Here is an 18,072-nt window from a genome sequence, read left to right on the forward strand (position 1 = left end):
GTTATCCTTCATAAATCGTTTTATTAAGGTGATTTTTTGGCAATTTTTGACATCGAAAAAGACGACCTACTGCGTTTGTCGGAGACACAACTGGAGAATTTCATTGCTCGCCTTGCCGAAGCAGAAGTAGCAGCGCACGGGCATAGCCCCGCTTGGGTAAGTTGGTCAGGTTCGATCAATGCTCCGGACGAAGGAATTGATATTCGCGTCCAGGTTCCTGTAGACAAACTCAATACAGGGTTCCTTGAAAGGGCGGATACCATTCTTCAGGCCAAGAAACATTCGATGCCAAAGGGGGATGTGACGAACGAAATGGTCACGCGTGGAGTTTTGTCATCAACGATTAGGGCGCAAGGTGCGAAAGGTGGTAGTTACATCATTGTCAGTTTGGCCGATGATTGCTCGCCCCCGATGAAAAATGCACGGATGTTGGCGATGCGCAATGCTTTGAAGGACGATCCCAACAAATCCAATATCCATTTGGACTTTTACGACCGCTCAAAACTAGTTCAATGGGTACGACAACACCCTTCAGTTATGCTGTGGTTAAAGGGGCAACTTGGGCAAGGAAACTCGGGTTGGCAGGCATACGGAGCTTGGAGTAATCCGCCTCGAGGTGTTGACGATACGCTGATTTCGGCATCAGGCGTCTCAGTCACGTTGCCTTCGCAAAGGCATGAAAAGCTTAGCCTTGAAAATGCCATCGAACCGATGAGAGACCTCATCAGGACTACGGCTAAAGCGGTTCGCATCACTGGGTTATCTGGAGTAGGAAAGACCAGGATCGTGCAGGCACTGTTCGATGAGGCGGTTGGTAAAAATGCACTCGATCGCACATTGGCAGTCTACGTCGATACTGGTGCGAATCCGGACCCTTCGGCTACGGCGATGTTGGACAGGCTTGTTGCAGAGCGCCGGCGTGCCGTTCTGATACTGGATAACTGCCCATCAGAATTACACTCTTTGCTTGCCAGCAGGGTATCAGCCGCAGGCGGTGAAGTGAGACTTATCACCGTTGAGTATGACATCAGAGATGATAAGCCTCAGACAACCGAGGTAATCCACATTGAAGCAGTCGGGTCCGAGATGGCGGAGCAGCTTCTGATCCGCCGCTTCCCGGGTATTGGCCAGAACAACGCTCGCCGTATAGCAGAGTTTGCAGATGGGAACGCGAGAGTATCCTTGGCAATCGCCGAGAGGGTAGAGGCAGGCGAGAGCTTGGCTCAGCTTTCTGACACTCAGTTGTTCAGTCGCTTATTCGAACAGCGTAATCAGCCGGACAACGAGTTGCGGGAACAGGCTGAGATATTTTCCCTGGTATATTCGTTTTCGATCTCAAACGGGGAGGTTGGTGACCAGGAGCTGGACACACTTGGCTCGATCTCTGGCCATTCTCGTACCCAGTTGTTTAGATCCGTAAACAAGCTATCGGAACGCCATGTGGTACAAAAACGGGCACATTGGAGAGCCATCCTGCCGCATGCTATTGCGAACAAACTGGCGGCGTCGGCACTCGATAGTATCCCGGTTGATAAACTCAGGGCAGTCTTTGAAAGACCGGGCCATCAACGATTACTAATGTCATTTGCACACAGGTTAGGTCTGTTGCACGACCATCCGGTAGCAAAGGAGATCGTTGAGACTTGGCTCCAGTCTGATGGTCTGCTAGGGAAGATATCAGAATTGGATGAGATGTCACTCCGAATTCTGGACTATATCAGCCCAGTTGCGCCTGAAGCTCTCCTTGACAGGATAGAAGCAGAACTTTCTACACCTGATTTCAAAGGTATGCATCCTCGTTACAAGTTGCAGCGGACTACGATTCTTAATCTATTGCGATTGTTGGCATACGAAGCAGAAGCTTTTGACCGTTGCCTTAGACTGCTGATCCGTGCGGCGGATTACGAAGATGAGAGCAACAACTTTGACGCGGTTCGAGCCAAGATCAGTACTTTTTTTCAAGCATACTTATCTGGCACGCATGCTTCATTAGGACAGCGGATCACGATCATAAACGAGTGCTTTTCATCAGAAGTGGCGGGACGGAAGTCGCTAGGTTTCCGCATGCTTTCAGCGGCCTTAGGTGGGCCGCGGTGGACGGGGAGCGTTATGAGCGAATTCGGTGCTCGTCCCAGAAACTTTGGATTTCATCCAAACCATAAAGAACTCGTGGAGTGGCGTAGTGCCTTCGTCGACGTCACAGTGAAATTGGGCACATGTGGTGATACTGATCTTGAGGGGCCCGCACGGCGGACTTTGGCGAATGCGTTTCGGGTGATGTGGCGCCAGGAAGCAATGAGGGGGAAACTCGTCGATGCGGCCCGTAAGTTGCATGTTTACCAACCTTTTGGCGAGGGTTGGAGAGCCGTTCGATCAACGATTAACTTCGACTATTCCAATCGCCAAGGCAAGGAAAATTTCCATCGCTTACCAGAAGAGCTCGCCGCCTTGGATAGAGAATTGAAACCCAACGACTTGGTGCCGTCAATAAAGACATATGTGCTAACTAAGGGAAGCTACGGGTCGCTGGATACCGATTTTTGTCATGGAGGTAATAATTATGATGAAGCTGAGAGGCGGCTCCAAGCCAAGGCACTGCGCTTAGGTGAGGACTTTGCTACATCGGCCCATGAACTTGATGAATTGGGATCCAACTTGTTTTCCAATGATTGGATGCCCTATCGTGCCACGTTTGGGAGGGGGTTGGCGAAGGGGGCTCTTGATCTGCGAGCTGGATGGCGAAAACTCGTTGAACATCTGGAACAGCAGACCGAAGCCAGCAAGAATTTTGCAGTCCTTGGCGGCTTTATCGAGGAGACTAATTCTGTCAATCCTGCTTTAGTGCAGGAGTTGCTCGACCAATGCTTACAGCATCCAGAACTTCGACAGGTATTGGTCGGCTTGCACCCGCAGCGCGATTTCAAGGAATCTGACCTAAGCCGTTGCGAGGTGCTTCTAGATCATCCAGCCACTTACCTTGGGATGTTTGGGCCAATCTTTTGGCAAGACGGGTACGCCAATTTGCCCGCGCGACGTGTACTCAATCTCGCGCAGCGACTCCTGACTAAAACGAATGGCGATGATGTGGTTTTGGATGCGCTGAGTATGAAATTGCACGACAAAGATGTAGCATTGGACACTCTTGGTCCCGAATTGCGACTGGTCGGACTGCGAGCTGCGATCCAGAGGCTACAAAGGGATCAAAATGATTTTGGCGGAAATGTGGATTATGCCATGGAGAACGTCGTAAGTGCCGCGTTGCGCTTTGATGGCAATGACACCGAAAAGTTGGTGTGGCTTGATACAATTTTCGCGGTTATTGATGCGAGCTATGGTCATGTCTATGCGTTTGAAAATGCCATTCAGGCGACAATCGCACTGATGCCAAAGGCGTTCCTCGATCGCGCTTTTCAAGGTACTGAAAAGCAACAAGATCTACGATTGTTGTTTATTAGTAATGGCAGCCTTGAGAAGCCACCGCTCACGCAAATTAATGTCGACGAGCTGATTGAATGGTGTAATGCCCGAAACGATAGCAGCGTTTGGGCATCTGTTGCGGCAGGTATCACCGTTTGGTCTAACCAGGGAGATACGGAGACGGTTAAGTTGTCCGATTCAGCGATGAAACTGTTGGAGGCTTCAAGCAATCCAGAGGTTGTTTTGGATGCTATTGCTGATCGCGTATTACCTTCAATTTGGTCAGGTGGATTGGCGAACGCGATGGAACCTAGAGCTGCTGCAATTGGCATGTTGGTTGAACATAAGAACGTGAAGATTGCTGCAGCGGCAAAATCAATATCTGAAAAACTTGCGAATCGAATCGAGCGAGAAAAGGAGCGTGAACAACGAGAGCATAAGGAGCGCGAACAGCGGTTCGAGTGAAGCAAGTCTGCTTTAATGATTGATTATTAAAAAAAGCTTGGTTGACGATGGTATATAGTTATAATTTTAATATTATTTCAGGGTCGCTGGGATGTGCTTGGCCGGAGGGGAGGGGAGGGCGGTCCGCCATTTGTAGCCGATCTCCGCTTTGGCCGTCTCTTTTTTGGGCAAGTTGCGCCTTATTAAATGCCGATACGGCTCGGCTGACTGTCTTGCTCGAGACATGAAAAGCGGAGGCGATATGGGACATGGTAGAAGTGGTAGACAGATACGTGCGTGCCATTGCCTCGTCTTTGTCGCTATAGCGGGCGTGATATTACGCGGGTGACAGGGTGACAGCGTGGCGCTGAAGATCGGCGTATCCTTAAATTCATCGGAGCGCTTCGATTGCTGCTGTGCTGAAATGAAGGCGTGGTCGCCCGGAAGAATCGGATAACAAGTGCGAGCAAGCGGACTGGTGTCTCCCATCCCGGCCGCGACAAACCGGCAATAGCGGATTTTTCAGTTGAGGGTATTTTTAAGGGTATCGGTAACTGAGTGGTTTGGAAAACACTTAAAAATCAAGCGCTTAGCAAGATTGTTGACAATTGAGTGGGAGTGATGAGTTCGCTTTAACTATTTGATTTTAAAGTGAAAAATAGATGGCCGTTGATGATTCCAAAAGAATGATCAACGGCCATTTTTTTATGTGCGTGCGCTTGATCCGTCGCGCCGGGGAAATGCCGGCATTGACGCCTGCACCACGAGCCCAGCTTACTGACACCATCCAGCGATCAGTCAGATTTTGGCCTCGCAGGCCAGCGCATGGATCACGCTGCGCGTATTTTCCCCGTGAACTGCCCCCCCAGCTGCCGTGCAGGTCTGTCAGCAAGGGGTGTGAGGCGCTTATTTCTCGCTCTTGCCTGCGGACTCGGCGCAATCCAAGGCTTTTTTTTGGATGGCTTCGAGGCCTTGACGCGCGAGGTCCAGCAGCGCTATTTCGACGGTGCTGCCATTTTGCATGGACAGGCGCTTCACGGCGGAGGCAAGCACAGGGGGAAGTTCCAGAGAATTCAGGATCAGTCCCCCTCCCGCCAGCACTGGCGGGGCGATGTGCGTCCCTCTGGCGATGGGCAAGGTCCCGTGCACAAGCCAAGCGGTGCTGACGCCGAGGGCGGCGGCAATTCTCTCTGCCGCGTCCATACGAAGACTGGCTTTGCCTGATTCATAGCGATACAGTTGCGTGGGATTGATGCCCGCCAGTTCGGCAAGCAGTATTTGTGAGAGATGAAGATCCTCGCGGCGGCTTTTGAGCCGCTCAGAAACACGGGTGTTGCCGGACATATGTATTGCCTTTCAATATACAACGTTCGTCAATGCGCCATCCGCGATCACATTCGGATATGCCTGACAGACACGGGTGGTGGCGTCATCGTAGGTGGCCCTGGCGGGACGCTCAGGGGGGGGGGCTGACGTCAGGTGCCGATCATCTTGCATGATGACCTTCCTTGAAGCCAGGGTGAAGCCAGGCAAGTTTTAAAACGGCTAATCACGGCGTGCTCGACTCCTGTACCTGGCCTCAGTGATCTTCTGCTGCAGCTCATCCTTGGCTGCTTGATTGGTCGTGTCGGCGCCTTCATCAGGCGGATGGCGTAGTGGATGGTCTTGCTGGCGAAAGTCGGAGATGGTCAGATGCGCGAATCTTACACGACCTTAGGCTTGTTCCGCTGCATGTACCTGGCGCGCAGATTGTCGATCAAGCCAGTGGGGTGCCGGGACCCAGCGAGGGCCGCCATGTGAGGGGGCGAAGGCCAGCAGGCATTTTTTTTCGCTCCCAGCCTAGCATGCTCTTTTGTCAGGTACGCATCAGCTTCTCAACTGTGCAAATGTATACGATTTGACTGATTGTGTTGCTCTAGCACTGAACAGCGCCAGGTACGGTGAGCGATATGAGAGGACGGGCTTGCCTCTGCTCTGCAGTTCGCAACAAATCGGCCAAGATGGAAATATCCAGAGAGGATATTTGGAGGGGCAGCAGTTCATCGGTCTATGCCGCCTGTCGTTGCCTGCTCTCCTGTCGCAAGCTGCACACCTTTTTACTAGTGGTAATTGGATAGTTGAAAGGCAGTTACCAAAGAGGTAAAGTTCTCAAGAAATAAATAAAGTTGCCCAATAGAAATAATCAATTTATAATTTCCTTACGTAAATAATTACTTAAGGCAACATATGCACCTGCGCTTGACGCCATGGTGCGGTGTATTTTTGTTTAGCGGCACCTTGTGTGCCGCCGTGTCCGCGCAGACCCGTCCTGAAATCGCGCCGCCCCTTCCCAATCCGCCTGGCGCGAGCCAGCGCGACGATGCCAGCCAAGAACTGATACGCCAGCAAGAACGCGAGCGCCTCCTGCGCCAGCAGCAGGAGCGCGCGCCCGACGTGCGCCTGCTCGACGCGCCTGCGGCCGCTTCCGCCAATCGTTTGCCCACAGGCGAATCGCCGTGCTTTGCCATCGATCACCTGGCATTGCGGGGCGAGGGCAGCGTGGAGTTCCAGTGGGCGCTGGCCGCCGCCGGGCGTGACGACTTGGGGGGCCGGACTCGCCGTTGGGCCGTTGCCTGGGCACGCAAGCCATCAATGTGCTGATGGGACGCATGCAGAACGCCATCATCGCGCGCGGCTACGTCACCACGCGCGTGCTGGCCGAGCCGCAGGATTTGAGCCGTGGAAATCCCTGTTCAGAATAATCCTATTCCACAGAGAGTTATTGATGTGGCAAATAAGGAGAGGGTGATTATTCGAGATGTAAATGGTAAAATATATAACTAAATGGTGATTTGATGAAAAAGAAATTTTTTTTCTGTAAGGCGTGGTTTCGGGCAATGAAACGTGCTGTTGACATTTATTCTGAGGCGGAGGCGAAAAAAAATCACGAAAATAAGTTGAAATACACCGTTTTGGTTGGTTCGGTAGAAAGTCCATCTTATTTTATTGATGTGACTGATTCTGTTGTTGTTGTTGGATTTCTTGATGGTCAGCTGCGGGAGATATTGACTTACACTTTTCAGGAGGCAGCGGATAATAGGCTATTTTTGACTGTCGCTATTTATCGTGAGTTTCAAGGTGATAGCGATGAAATTGTGAGGGCAGTATCGTATATATTCGGAGAAGATGGGAATCTGAATATGGAAAGAGTAGAAATGAAGCCAAGGAAAAGTGAGATATCGATTTCATCCGTAGATGTCTCTCATAATTTTACTGAGAAGCCAGTTTTTGGTGAATATGATGATCTTATTCGAGTGGAGAGATGTTGAGTGTTGGCGCCGCCCCGATACTGCCCCATCGTGCCGATAAAAATTTGACCCTTGCGGGGCGCTGCGTTTTTGAGTCCATCCACTCAAGATAAGCTTATTTTCCGCTCAAGTTTCCTTCTATGCTTTGTCTTGTGGGGCTTGCAGAGGCGGGGTCAGGTCCTTCATTTGTAAACGATCTCCGCGAGAGCCGGGGTCAGGTCCGCCATTCGTACACGAGCTCAACCTTTGCCGTCTCGATCTGCAGCAAGTTGCGCTTTATTAAATGCCGATACGGCTCGACTGACTGTCCTGCTCGAGACGTGAAAAGCGGCGGCGATATGGGACATGGTAAAAGCGGTAGACAGATAAGCACGTGCCATTGCCTCGTCTCTGCCGCTATAGCGGGCCTGATATTGCGCGAGTGACAGTGTGACTGCGCGCCGTTGCTGCCTTGGCGCATCTTTGAATGCATTGGACCGTTGCGATTGCTGATGTGCCGAAACGAAGGCGTCATCGCCCAGTAGCACTTGGTGGCAGGTGTGGGCGAGCGGACTAGTTTCACCCATACCGGCCGCGACAAACCGAGAATAGTTGGCGACCGCCTCGTCGCGCGTGGCGCCAAATTGGCTCAAGAGCCAGTCCCGTGTCAACCAGCATGGAGACACCGCTTCGTCCAAAACGTAGTGATGGCTGCTCCAGTACCAGTCGTCGGGTGATCTCACCATGTGCGCCCGGACTGGGTTCAAGACGATGTAGCGGGCCAATTCCAACAGATACTTTTCTTGCTGCACCAAGATGGCTTTATAGCGGCCTTGCAATACGTGTCCGACAAGCTTGTGGCGCCGATTGAAATGCTGGGTATAAACGCCATTCAGTTGGCGCATGCCCTGCGACAGATTCGCTTCCACCGTTTCAACGAGCAGATGATAATGATTGCTCATATGGCAGGAAACTGTGCACGACAAAATGGTACCGCTCGCAGACCAAGGCTAGTACCTCTTGCCAGGCAAGGCGATCGGTATCGTCCCGGTAAATGGTGCCACGCCGGTCTCCGCGCGAAGTAACGTGGTAGAGGGGGCCGGGAAATTCGAGGCGTAGGGCGAGCGTCATGCGGTAGACGTTATCTGATCCGTACGCATTGGCACTGAGATCGCGCAGAGGTTGGGACATTGGCATGGCTGAGGTCGTGTCTGAATGCCGGACCTGACCCCGCCTCCCTGACCCCGCCTCCCTGACCCCGCCTCCCCGGGAACGCAATTTGAAGAGTATCTGGCATTTAGGAACGAGTTCCTGTTCCAGAACGTTAGGCGACCGACATTTATGGAGCGCCAACAGATCATTAACGACGTAGTAAAGCCTTTGTCCCCGCAATTGCCAAGCGGGAACTTGCCAACACTTGGAGGGAAATAATTGTGAAGCCAATTAATGTGATGACTGATAAAGTATCAGCAGTGCGAGCACTTCGAATATTCGAAGGCGGGCAGCACTTAAGCTGCCCAGTTTGCGATGTCGTGCTTGATTCCATTCCGGCTGGTGTTGCACCACGGACTGGGCGCATATCGGGGCTAGTCTGCCCAGTAGATAATAAGCACTACCTAATTTATGGCGACGATGCGGATGTAATGAAAAAAGCTCGTGAAGGTTTGCGGCGGATCTCTGGTAAACAGGACTGAGGAAAATCGGGATGTAGTAAGGTTACCCACTGAATTCGGAAAAAATAGCACGCTAAGAATTTTCCCGGATTGCCAGCTATTTTGAGAGATCAGGGCCAGCAAAGGAACGCATTCACTTTAGGGTCGAGGTCAAGTCCAGCATTAGTACACGATCTCAGCCTTAGGGAGTTGGGGTCATAGGGAGTTGGGGGCAGGTCCGGCATCCGTACACGATGTCAGCTTTCATGGGAGTTGTGGAACGGTGTCATGGAACGGTGTCAGGTCCGCCATTCGTACGCGAGCTCAGCCTTGGCCATCTCGATCTCCGGCAAGTTGCGCTTTGTTAAATGCTGCTATGGCTCGACTGAGGGCCATGTTCGATACGTGGAAAGCGGCGGCGATGCGGGACATGCTAAAGGCGGTGGACAGATAAGCGTGTCATTGCCTCGTCTCTGTCATTGTGGGCTTGATATTGCGCTAACGACAGCGTGACAGCTCGGCGTTGCTGCCTTGGTGTATCTTTGAACGCATCGGAACTCTGCGATTGCTGATGTGCCGAAACGAAAGCGTCATCGGCCGGGAAAATATGGTGACCGGTTTGAGCGAGCGGAGTTTCCTCTTCCGTTCTGTCCGCGACGAACCGGCAATGGCAGATAGATCCGCTGAGGGTATTTTTGATGGTATCGGTAACTGAATGGTTTGGCAAACATCGAAAAATCAAACGCTTAGCCACCTCATTGACAATCGAATGGGAATGATTTGATGTCTAGCAACTGCTGGCACCGATAGGCAGTAAACCACACCTAAGCCCGTGATTTCACGGGCTTTTTTTATTTTGTCTGGCACTGCCTGGGAGCGCCGTCACGACTGCCGGCGCAATCGCGTTCCGCTGTAACTCCGTCATCAACGGACGCCAGGAGACCGTTAGTGGCATCACTTTCCGGCTACCGGATCGGCGAAGCAAGCTTGAGCAGCGGCGGGTAAGCATGGATTGCCATGAACACCATATGCCAGCTCGTGGCTGGCGTCGGTGCGACAATGGGCGATTTTCCCGCTACGCAGGCATTATGTCGAACATGGGCAGCTTGTCGAGTGCCAGGCTCGAATTGTTGATTTTGCGAACTGCAGGGCCAATCTTGAAGCTTTTTACGTGTTTGATCAGCGCCTCCAGGGCGGCATAAATCTCCAGGCGGGCAAGGCCTTGTCCGGCACAACTGTGTACCCCGTAACCGAATGAAAGGTGATCCAATGGGTTGCGCTCGATGAGAAATTGCTCCGGATTCTCGAAGTGCCGCGGGTCATGGTTGCCGGCACCAAACAGAAGGGCTACCTGCGAGCCCTTCGGTATGACGGTGCCGTCGATGTCGACATCGCGCGTGGTATGCCGGCCCGTGGCAATCATCAGCGCGCAGTAGCGCAGCACTTCATTGAGCGCGGACGGCACCAGCGCGGGATTTTGGCGCAGCAACCGATACTGGTCCTGGTGCTGGCCGAACAGATGCAAGGCATTGCCAATCGTGGCAATGGTTGTGTCGAGGCCGGCGGCGACGTACTGGTGAATGATATGGCCGCAGCTTTCTGGCGGAATCTCGCCTCGTTGCGCTGCTGCAAAGATGCTGTGACCGATGCTTCCTGGCGCCAGCTGGTCAATGCTCAGTTGCGACGCCCATTGGTACAGCTGCCCCGCGAGCGGAAAGTTCGCTTGCGTGCGGGCATTCATCGGACCGAGCACGTTGAAGGCGGCCGAACCCCATTCCAGGATGTTGCGGCGTACGTGGTCGTCGTTCACGCCGATGAGGTCGACGACGATTTGAAGCGGCAGCTCGCGCGCCAGATCCTCGATGCCGTCAAACGTACCCCGGGCCACCAGTTGGCGCACGATCGTATCGGCCTTCAGGTCGATCGCATCCTTCATCCCACGCAATGCACGCGGGGTCAGGTTTTCCGACAGCGTGGCGCGCAAGGTCGTGTGCAGGGGCGGATCGGTGGCAAGTGTGGTGCCAGCGAGCGCCTGGTTCACGCCCTCGTTGAAGCCAACTGCATTTTCCGACGAAAAGGTCGCCCAGTCACCGAGTGCATCACGAATCGCCGCGTAGCGGGTCAGCGCCCACACGTTCGAATGGGTGAGTTTTACCACAGCAGCCTGATCGCGCAGGATGGCATAGCTCGGGTAAGGATTGCTCAAATTGTCGTCAGACCAAAGGTCAATGTCTGATATCGCAACGGTTTTTGTCATCTTGTCTCCTTATGTTCAGGTTGGTTTTTACTACTTGGAACGCTGTTTTTTTTCTGCGGCTGACTGATTCCACGCCTGGCCTGCTTCATGCGGCTACCCGCCCGGCAGAAAGCCGACAGCGGTGGCGCCGCATCACTGCCGATCCGGTGTCTGCGATTGTTGTTCTAATGAATCCGGCGTGCTCAATGGAACTTCATTGCTTGGGCAGCGCTGGAAACAGCTGCAGCTCAGCGGATTTTTTTAGCCAAACTCGCTTAATCCGTATATTATAATAATATGCAAATGTGGATGACGGGAGATTTTTTACCGTCACAACGCAAGCCTCGAAGTGGCCACAGAGCCAATTTTTTTGACACCATAGGAGACAATATGCAAATTATTCTGGACCACGCGCGTTGCGAAGGGCATGGACTCTGCGCAGAGGTGGCGCCCAAGCTCATGCACCTCGATGACAAGGGAAACCTGATTCTGGACGTGGAGCAGGTCGACGACGCCGATCACGCCGCAGTGCAGGCAGCAAAGGCGGCGGTACGGGTTTGCCCGGTTGCGGCCCTGAAACTTTGCTAGGCGTGGCGGCGATGACTGGCATGGACAATATCGTCGTGGTCGGCAATGGCATTGCCGGAACCACAGCAGCGACGACCCTGCGCGAGCACGGCTACCGCGGGCGGCTCACGATCATCGGCGCCGAGAAGCACGCACCCTATAGTCGCCCCGCGCTTTCCAAGTCGGCGCTGCACGAAACGGGCGCCGGCGATACCATCGTGTCCCACTTGCTGCCTGCGGCAGACCATGAGGCGCGGATACTGCTCGGTGTCGCAGCCACCGGACTCGATCTGGCCAAGCGCCGGCTGATACTGAGCGACGGCGGCGCTTGCGACTTCGACGGCCTGGTCATTGCAAGCGGCATCCGTCCGCGCAAACTGCGGCCCGACCTGCCTCACGAGAAGACGTTCCGGAATATCGAGGATGCGCAGTGCGTGCGCGAGCTGTTGCGTTCGAAGCCGCGCGTTGCCGTCATTGGCGCAGGCGTGCTGGGCATGGAATTGGCGAGCGCCTGCGCTGCCGGCGGCAGCCGCGTGAGCGTGATCTGTCGCGGCAAACCGATGCAGGCAAGCCTTGGCAGTTACCTGGCAGAGCTGATCTCGGGCGCCGCCATGCGGCACGGGGTAAAACTGGTGCCATCCCAAGCGCTGGACGTACGTGATTCAGTGCATGAGCACGGCGCCTGCGACGTCGTGCTGGCCGATGGATCGACCGTCACCGCTGACCTGGTCCTCACGGCCATCGGTGACGTGCCGAACACGGAGTGGCTGGCGAGCGCGGGCTTGCTGACCGACGGTGAACTGCGGGTGGACAGTCGTGGCCGACTGGCGCCGGGCGTGGTCGCCGCCGGCGATGTCGCGGCCATTCCTGGCCGCAACGGATACAGCCGCGTGCCACTCTGGATGACTGCGATTGCGCAGGCCAAGGTGGCCGCCCAGGCCTTGCTGTTTGGCGACGCGGCTCCACCACTCGATCACGAGCCATACTTCTGGACAGACCAGTTCGGCCTGGCGATCAAGGTCTGCGGCCCGTTGCCGGTGACGGGCGCGCCAGAGTACCTGACCGGCATGCCGGACGCCGAGCCAGCCCTGATGCGATGGCACAATGGCGGCGGCGCCGGTACCGGCGTGTCGGTCAACTGCCGTATGCCCATCGCGAAACTACGCGCGCTTGCCCGCCAGTCGCCGTTGCTCGCGCAAGCCACGGGCGACCTGGTGCAGGGGTAAGCTGTGGCAGCGCCGACGTGGCAATCGTTGCGCAGGGTACAACGCAACGATTGCCTATCCCATCCGATTCACTACCAAGGTTAAGCACTATGGCAATTACTCCCGTTACCATCCTGACCGGCTTTCTGGGTTCCGGCAAAACGACGCTGCTCAAGCGCATACTCAGCGAGTCGCACGGCCAGAAAATAGCAGTCATCGAAAACGAGTTCGGTGAGGAAAACATCGACACCGAGATCCTGGTGACCGACAGCGACGAACAGATCATTCAGATGAGTAACGGCTGCATCTGTTGCACCATCCGCGAAGACCTGCGCAGCACGCTGGCCACGCTGGCCGTCAAGAAGCATGAAGGCCTGCTGCACTTCGATCGGGTGATCATCGAAACCACCGGCCTGGCAGACCCCGGCCCCGTCGCGCAAACCTTCTTCATGGATGACGAGGTGGTCGAGTACTACCTGCTCGACTCCATCGTCACGCTGGTGGACGCCAAACATGCACAGCTGCAGCTGAGCGACCGCCAGGAAGCGCGCCGGCAAGTCGGCTTCGCAGACCGGATCTTTGTCAGCAAGGCCGATCTGGTCGATGGCGTGGCGCTGGCCGCACTGACGCAACGGCTCCGGCACATGAACCCGCGCGCGCCCATCGAGATGGCGCACTTCGGTGCTGTGCCGCTGAGCCAGGTGCTGGATCTGCAGGGCTTCAACCTGAATGCCACACTAGACATCGCGCCCGATTTCCTGGCTGCGGACGAGCATGCGCATGGCGCTTGTGATGATGCGCATGGCAACTGCGGCCACGCATCGCATGCGCACAGTCATCACCACCATCACGATGACGACGTCAAGAGCTTCGTCTACCGGGCCGAACGCCCCTTCGATCCGGCGCGACTGGAAAATTTCCTGGGTGCGATGGTGGAAAAATATGGCCCGAACATATTGCGCTACAAGGGAGTGCTGCACATGCACGGCACCCACCGCAAAGTGATCTTTCAGGGGGTGCACCAGGTGATGGGCAGCGATATGGGGCCAGCGTGGAAAGCTGATGAAGTGCGCGAAAGCAAAATGGTGTTCATTGGAATCGACTTACCCAAGGATATCCTGGTGCAGGGCCTGGAACAGTCGCTGATGGTGCCTTGAGCCATGCGCGACAGTGCAACACATCATGGGCTGTACATTGGTATAACAATAGGCTAATATGAGCAGCATGAATGCCATCGACCGAAGCTCCACCGTTCCTCTGTACAGCCAGATCAAGCAAATCCTGATTCGTGAGTTGCAGGGCGCCCAAAACGGCACAGCGCCCACCCTCACCGAGGCGAGCCTGATCAAACGTTTTCACGTCAGCCGGGCTCCCATTCGGCAGGCCCTGAAAGAATTGGTCGATGACGGTTATGTGGTGCGCCAGCGCGCCAAGGGAACCTTTCCTGTGCGCGGTGTGAATGTCCGTCTCCCGCCCGCCATGGAACTTGGCGGCCTTACCCGCTATCTGGCAGAACTGGGACTGGAGCCGACCTCGCGTGTCACCGGCCTGGCACGGGTGGCCGCGCCCGAGGAAGTGATGACGGCACTCGGACTCGAGTCGCCCGAGAAGCTGCTGTACATCGAGCGCGTCATCTCGGTCAAGAATGCGCCGCTTGCCTTGGCCTATACCTATCTTTGCACGCCACCGGATTTCCTTCCTGATATAGCAACGCTGGAGCGCACCGGCACCGTGTTCGCCATCATCGAGCAAGAACTGGGCGTAACGTTCACGCGGGGCGAGCAGCAGGTGTGGGCTGCCGCCGCGAGCGCGGAGGAGGCCGCTGCACTGGAGGTCGACGTGGGCGCGCCGGTGCTGGTGACGGTCACCACCATGTTTACGAGTGACGGGCAATCCGGCGGCTGGCGGCGTGCCTTGCACCGCGCCGAAGACTTCAAGTATTCGTTCGCCTTGAGTCGTTGACAGATATTTTTTTTTGCCGCAAACTTTGGTATAACAATACAACATTACAACAATCAAAAGGAGACCTCATTTGAATGATGCTACTAATTCGCCGGCAGGAGACAAGCAGCCGGCCTGTGCACTGAAAGGAGCCGCACATGTGCGTTAAACACAGCAAGGGCGCGCCCGAGGCGATCCCGCCATTCACCTCGCTCTTCCTGGCGCAGCCCGGCCCCAGGAGCCTCGACACACAGTCGGTCAATACGGTACTGGGCCCGGTTGCCGCCAGCGACCTCGGCGTCACGCTGGTGAGCGAATCGCTGATGTATGTGCTGCCGGGCGCGCAGTACGCCTACGACATCCGGATCGACCGCGCCGAGGTATTCGATGCCATCGCCGCCAAGCTGGTCGCGTTCAAGGCGGCCGGTGGCGGCACCATCGTCGACGCCACCGGCATGTTCGAAGGCCGCGATCTGCGCCTGTACGAAGCATTGTCGCGCGCTACCGGCGTGCATATTGTGGCGTCCACCGGGCAGGGTCCGGAGGCGATGCTTGGCGGCTACTTCCTGACGCCGCAGACGAATCCCCCGGCGCCTTGGCCGGCGCACAAGTTCGCCGACATGTTCGGACGCGAAGTGAACGAAGGCATGGTGGTGCCACGCCTGGAGCGCCGCGCGCCTGCCGGGATGATTGCCACGGCGGTTAGCGTCAGTGGCATGACCGCGACCGATGGCAGCCTGGTGCGCGGTGCCGCGCGCGCCGGCGCCACTTATGGCGTGCCGGTATCCATCCGCTGCGGCGCCGATGCCGTCGCGGAACTGCAGCTGGCCATCGACGAAACGCTGCAGCCGGAACGCATCGTCATGGCGGACATGGACCGGCGCGATGCCGTTGCCAACGACTGGCCGATGGCGGTGGCGCGCGCGGGTGCATGCGTGGGCATCAATCACGTGGGCACCACCGATTCCCGCTATCTCGACGATGCGGAGCGCGTGGCCCTGATCGTCAAACTGATCGGCGCCGGGTATGCCGGCCGCATCCTGATCGCGTCGAGCGCCACGGGCGTTGCCTTTGGCGTGGCTGGCAATGACATCGCGTATAGCCACGTGCTGACGCACTTCCTGCCCATGCTGCGGGAGGCGGGCGTGACGCAAGAACAGATCGAACAAATCCTGATCACTAACACGGCGCAACTATTGAGCGTCACTGGGGAAGTCAAATGACGCGCGTGAACACGGTGCTTGGCACTATTTCAGCTTCGGAACTCGGTTTTGTGGCCATCCACGAGCACATCGGCTACGGCATGCCTGGCTGCGAACTCGACAGCCGCTGGTGGAAAACCCCGGAACAGCGCTATGAGGATACGGTGCCGAAGCTGCGCGCCTTCCATGAAAACAGCAAGCCGTGGGGCGCGGCGACGTTTGTGGAAGCGACCGGCATCTGCAACGGGCGCGATATCGACTATTACAAGTCGCTGTCAGACAAGACCGGCGTACACATCGTCGCCAGCACGGGGTTTGTCGGTGGCGATACGGCCTTGCCATTTTTCGAGCAGGCCAGCGTCGAGTATCTGACCGATCAGTTCGTCCATGAAATCACGGTCGGCATCGGCAACACGGGGGCGAAAGCCGGCATCATCAAGGTCGGCGTCAGCCGGGGCTTCAAGATGAAAGAGCTCGACCTGCGCATCTACCGCGCCGCAGCGCGCGCATCGCGTGTCACGGGCGCGCCGATCTTCACCCATCTTGCGGTCGATTCGGCGCCGGCGCTGGCCATTTTCGCCGAAGAGGAGCTGCCTTGCCACCGGGTGCTGTTCGGCCACGCCGACGACGGTGTCAGCCAGGGCAAGATCAACGAGAAAGGCATCCTGGATGCCGGCGGCCGGATCGGCTTCGATACCTTCGGCTACGACCTCGAACTGCCTGACCCGCCGTTCTGGGGCCGCCATCGCCAGGAGCGCTTGCAGCACTTCCTGCGCTTCCTCAACGATGGGCTGGTGGGACAGGTGCTGGCTTCGGCCGATGCGAATTGCTCGCCGCTGGGCTGGGCCGGCGTAAAAGGCCACACGGTCAACTATTTGTTCGAGCAACTCCTGCCCGACTTGCGTGCCGAAGGCATCGCAGAGACAGTCATCGACCAGCTATTTGTGCACAACACCGCCGATTTCCTGGCGTTGCAACCGAATCCATAACAGTAAAAACTAATCTCAAGAGACGAGAAAACCATGTCACCAGATACGCTGAAGAACCTCAATATTGCCGTTATCGGCGCCGGCTATGCAGGCGCAACCGCAGCCCTTGCCTTGGGCCGCCTGGGCGCCAAAGTTACTATTTACGAACAGGCACAGGAAGTGAAGGAAGTCGGCGCCGGCATCGGCCTGCGTCCCTCGACCATGGACCAGTTCCGCAAGCTCGGCATCTTCGATGCGATCAATGCCGTCACGTCGCCAAGCGACTATTTCGAGATTTTGCTGGCCCATGGCCAACGGATCGCGATGGAAGAGTGGCCTGAAAAGGAAGCGTTTGGCGCCACTACCCATTTCGTGCATCGCGGCGACTTCATCGATACCTTGCTGTGCGTGCTACCGGAGGGCATCCTGAAGATGAACCACCGCCTGGCCAGCATTATCGACAATGGCGACAGTGCCACGTTGACATTCGAAAACGGCGTCACGGTCAATGCGGATCTGGTGGTCGGTGCGGACGGCATCCGTTCGCAAGTGCGCAAGCATCTGTTCAGCGACAAGGCCCCGGTGTTTGCCGGCGAACACGCCTATCGCGCCGTGATCCCGGCTGCCGACACGTTCGGCATGGTCGACGACGGCAACCTGCGCATGTACGTGGGGCGGGGCACCAAAATCTACCTGCTGCCGCTGCTGCATCGCAAGGAAGTGTCCTTTGACATCACGTGCCTGGCGACGGATTCCACGCCGGCGCCGGCATGCGACCGGGACACCCTGATTGGCATGTTGGAGAGCTTCGACGAGCGCCTGGTCGCGATCACGAAAGGCCTCGACATGCGCCAGGTGAACTTGCGCGCCGTGTACGACATCGACCCGATTCCAAGCTGGCATTCAAATGCCGTGGTCCTGATCGGCGACGCGGCGCACGCGATGCTGCATCACCAGGGGCAGGGCGCCAATTCGGCCGTGCTCGATGCCGGCGCGCTGGCCGATGCGCTCGCTGAGGCAGCTTCGGTTCCCGCCGCACTGGCGCAATTCCAGGCCGACCGCAAACCGGTCACCGACGAACTGCAACGCCTGTCCCGCCAGGGCTGGAGCGAGGACGAAATCAATTCCGTCTTCCCCAACCAGCACCAGGGCGAAATTGGAGCGAGGAGCTGAT

General features: G+C 56.3%; 14 protein-coding genes. 11 read left to right on the top strand and 3 right to left on the bottom strand.

Annotated features, from left to right (window positions below; translation table 11 throughout):
• Positions 1-36 precede the first annotated feature (36 nt).
• Positions 37-3,882, top strand: coding sequence for a P-loop NTPase family protein (locus tag BM193_RS14900; RefSeq protein ID WP_092797270.1), 3,846 nt, complete (start codon positions 37-39; stop codon positions 3,880-3,882).
• Positions 3,883-4,767: 885 nt separating this feature from the next.
• On the opposite strand, the gene BM193_RS14905 is transcribed toward BM193_RS14900, so the two are convergent.
• Positions 4,768-5,205: a helix-turn-helix domain-containing protein gene (locus BM193_RS14905; RefSeq protein WP_092797271.1), complete on the bottom strand. Its 438-nt coding sequence runs from the start codon at positions 5,203-5,205 to the stop codon at positions 4,768-4,770.
• 882 nt (positions 5,206-6,087) lie between these two features.
• Here BM193_RS14905 and BM193_RS14910 point away from each other — a divergent pair.
• The 3 genes from BM193_RS14910 (at position 6,088) to BM193_RS28430 (ending at position 7,169) form a co-directional block, all read left to right on the top strand.
• Positions 6,088-6,501: a hypothetical protein gene (locus BM193_RS14910; RefSeq protein ID WP_368087078.1), complete on the top strand. Its 414-nt coding sequence runs from the start codon at positions 6,088-6,090 to the stop codon at positions 6,499-6,501.
• Positions 6,501-6,602, top strand: coding sequence for a POTRA domain-containing protein (locus tag BM193_RS29375; RefSeq protein ID WP_368087286.1), 102 nt, complete (start codon positions 6,501-6,503; stop codon positions 6,600-6,602). Before BM193_RS14910 ends, BM193_RS29375 begins: the two co-directional genes overlap by 1 nt.
• Positions 6,603-6,695: 93 nt before the next feature.
• The gene (locus BM193_RS28430; RefSeq protein WP_139176082.1) at positions 6,696-7,169 is read left to right on the top strand and encodes a lytic transglycosylase; all 474 of its coding nucleotides are present in this window, start codon (positions 6,696-6,698) and stop codon (positions 7,167-7,169) included.
• Between the two features lie 218 nt (positions 7,170-7,387).
• On the opposite strand, the gene BM193_RS14915 is transcribed toward BM193_RS28430, so the two are convergent.
• On the bottom strand, positions 7,388-8,089 hold the full coding sequence (locus BM193_RS14915) for a transposase (RefSeq protein ID WP_254786207.1): 702 nt from the start codon (positions 8,087-8,089) through the stop codon (positions 7,388-7,390).
• 1,765 nt (positions 8,090-9,854) lie between these two features.
• Entirely contained in the window at positions 9,855-11,036 is a 1,182-nt protein-coding gene (locus BM193_RS14920; protein WP_092797272.1) for a cytochrome P450, read from the bottom strand.
• Positions 11,037-11,405: 369 nt separating this feature from the next.
• On the opposite strand from BM193_RS14920, the gene BM193_RS14925 reads away from it, so the two are divergent.
• The 7 genes from BM193_RS14925 to BM193_RS14955 all read left to right on the top strand — a co-directional run bounded on the left by BM193_RS14925 (position 11,406) and on the right by BM193_RS14955 (position 18,071).
• Positions 11,406-11,603 (top strand): ferredoxin, encoded by a 198-nt coding sequence (locus BM193_RS14925; protein WP_076573059.1) that lies wholly within the window; start codon positions 11,406-11,408, stop codon positions 11,601-11,603.
• 20 nt (positions 11,604-11,623) lie between these two features.
• Positions 11,624-12,808: an NAD(P)/FAD-dependent oxidoreductase gene (locus BM193_RS14930; RefSeq protein WP_217638440.1), complete on the top strand. Its 1,185-nt coding sequence runs from the start codon at positions 11,624-11,626 to the stop codon at positions 12,806-12,808.
• An 89-nt stretch (positions 12,809-12,897) separates the two neighbouring features.
• The gene (locus BM193_RS14935; protein WP_092797274.1) at positions 12,898-13,944 is read left to right on the top strand and encodes a CobW family GTP-binding protein; all 1,047 of its coding nucleotides are present in this window, start codon (positions 12,898-12,900) and stop codon (positions 13,942-13,944) included.
• Positions 13,945-14,011: 67 nt separating this feature from the next.
• Entirely contained in the window at positions 14,012-14,749 is a 738-nt protein-coding gene (locus tag BM193_RS14940; protein WP_083708601.1) for a GntR family transcriptional regulator, read from the top strand.
• Positions 14,750-14,886: 137 nt separating this feature from the next.
• Entirely contained in the window at positions 14,887-15,951 is a 1,065-nt protein-coding gene (locus BM193_RS14945; RefSeq protein ID WP_092797275.1) for a phosphotriesterase family protein, read from the top strand.
• Positions 15,948-16,919 carry a phosphotriesterase family protein gene (locus BM193_RS14950; protein ID WP_076573063.1) on the top strand — a complete coding sequence of 324 codons (972 nt, stop codon included), beginning with the start codon at positions 15,948-15,950 and terminating at the stop codon, positions 16,917-16,919. Before BM193_RS14945 ends, BM193_RS14950 begins: the two co-directional genes overlap by 4 nt.
• 33 nt (positions 16,920-16,952) lie before the next feature.
• Entirely contained in the window at positions 16,953-18,071 is a 1,119-nt protein-coding gene (locus BM193_RS14955; RefSeq protein WP_092797276.1) for an FAD-dependent monooxygenase, read from the top strand.
• Position 18,072: the final 1 nt, after the last annotated feature.

The sequence above is a fragment of the Janthinobacterium sp. 344 genome, from assembly GCF_900112025.1.
GTDB lineage: Bacteria > Pseudomonadota > Gammaproteobacteria > Burkholderiales > Burkholderiaceae_D > Janthinobacterium.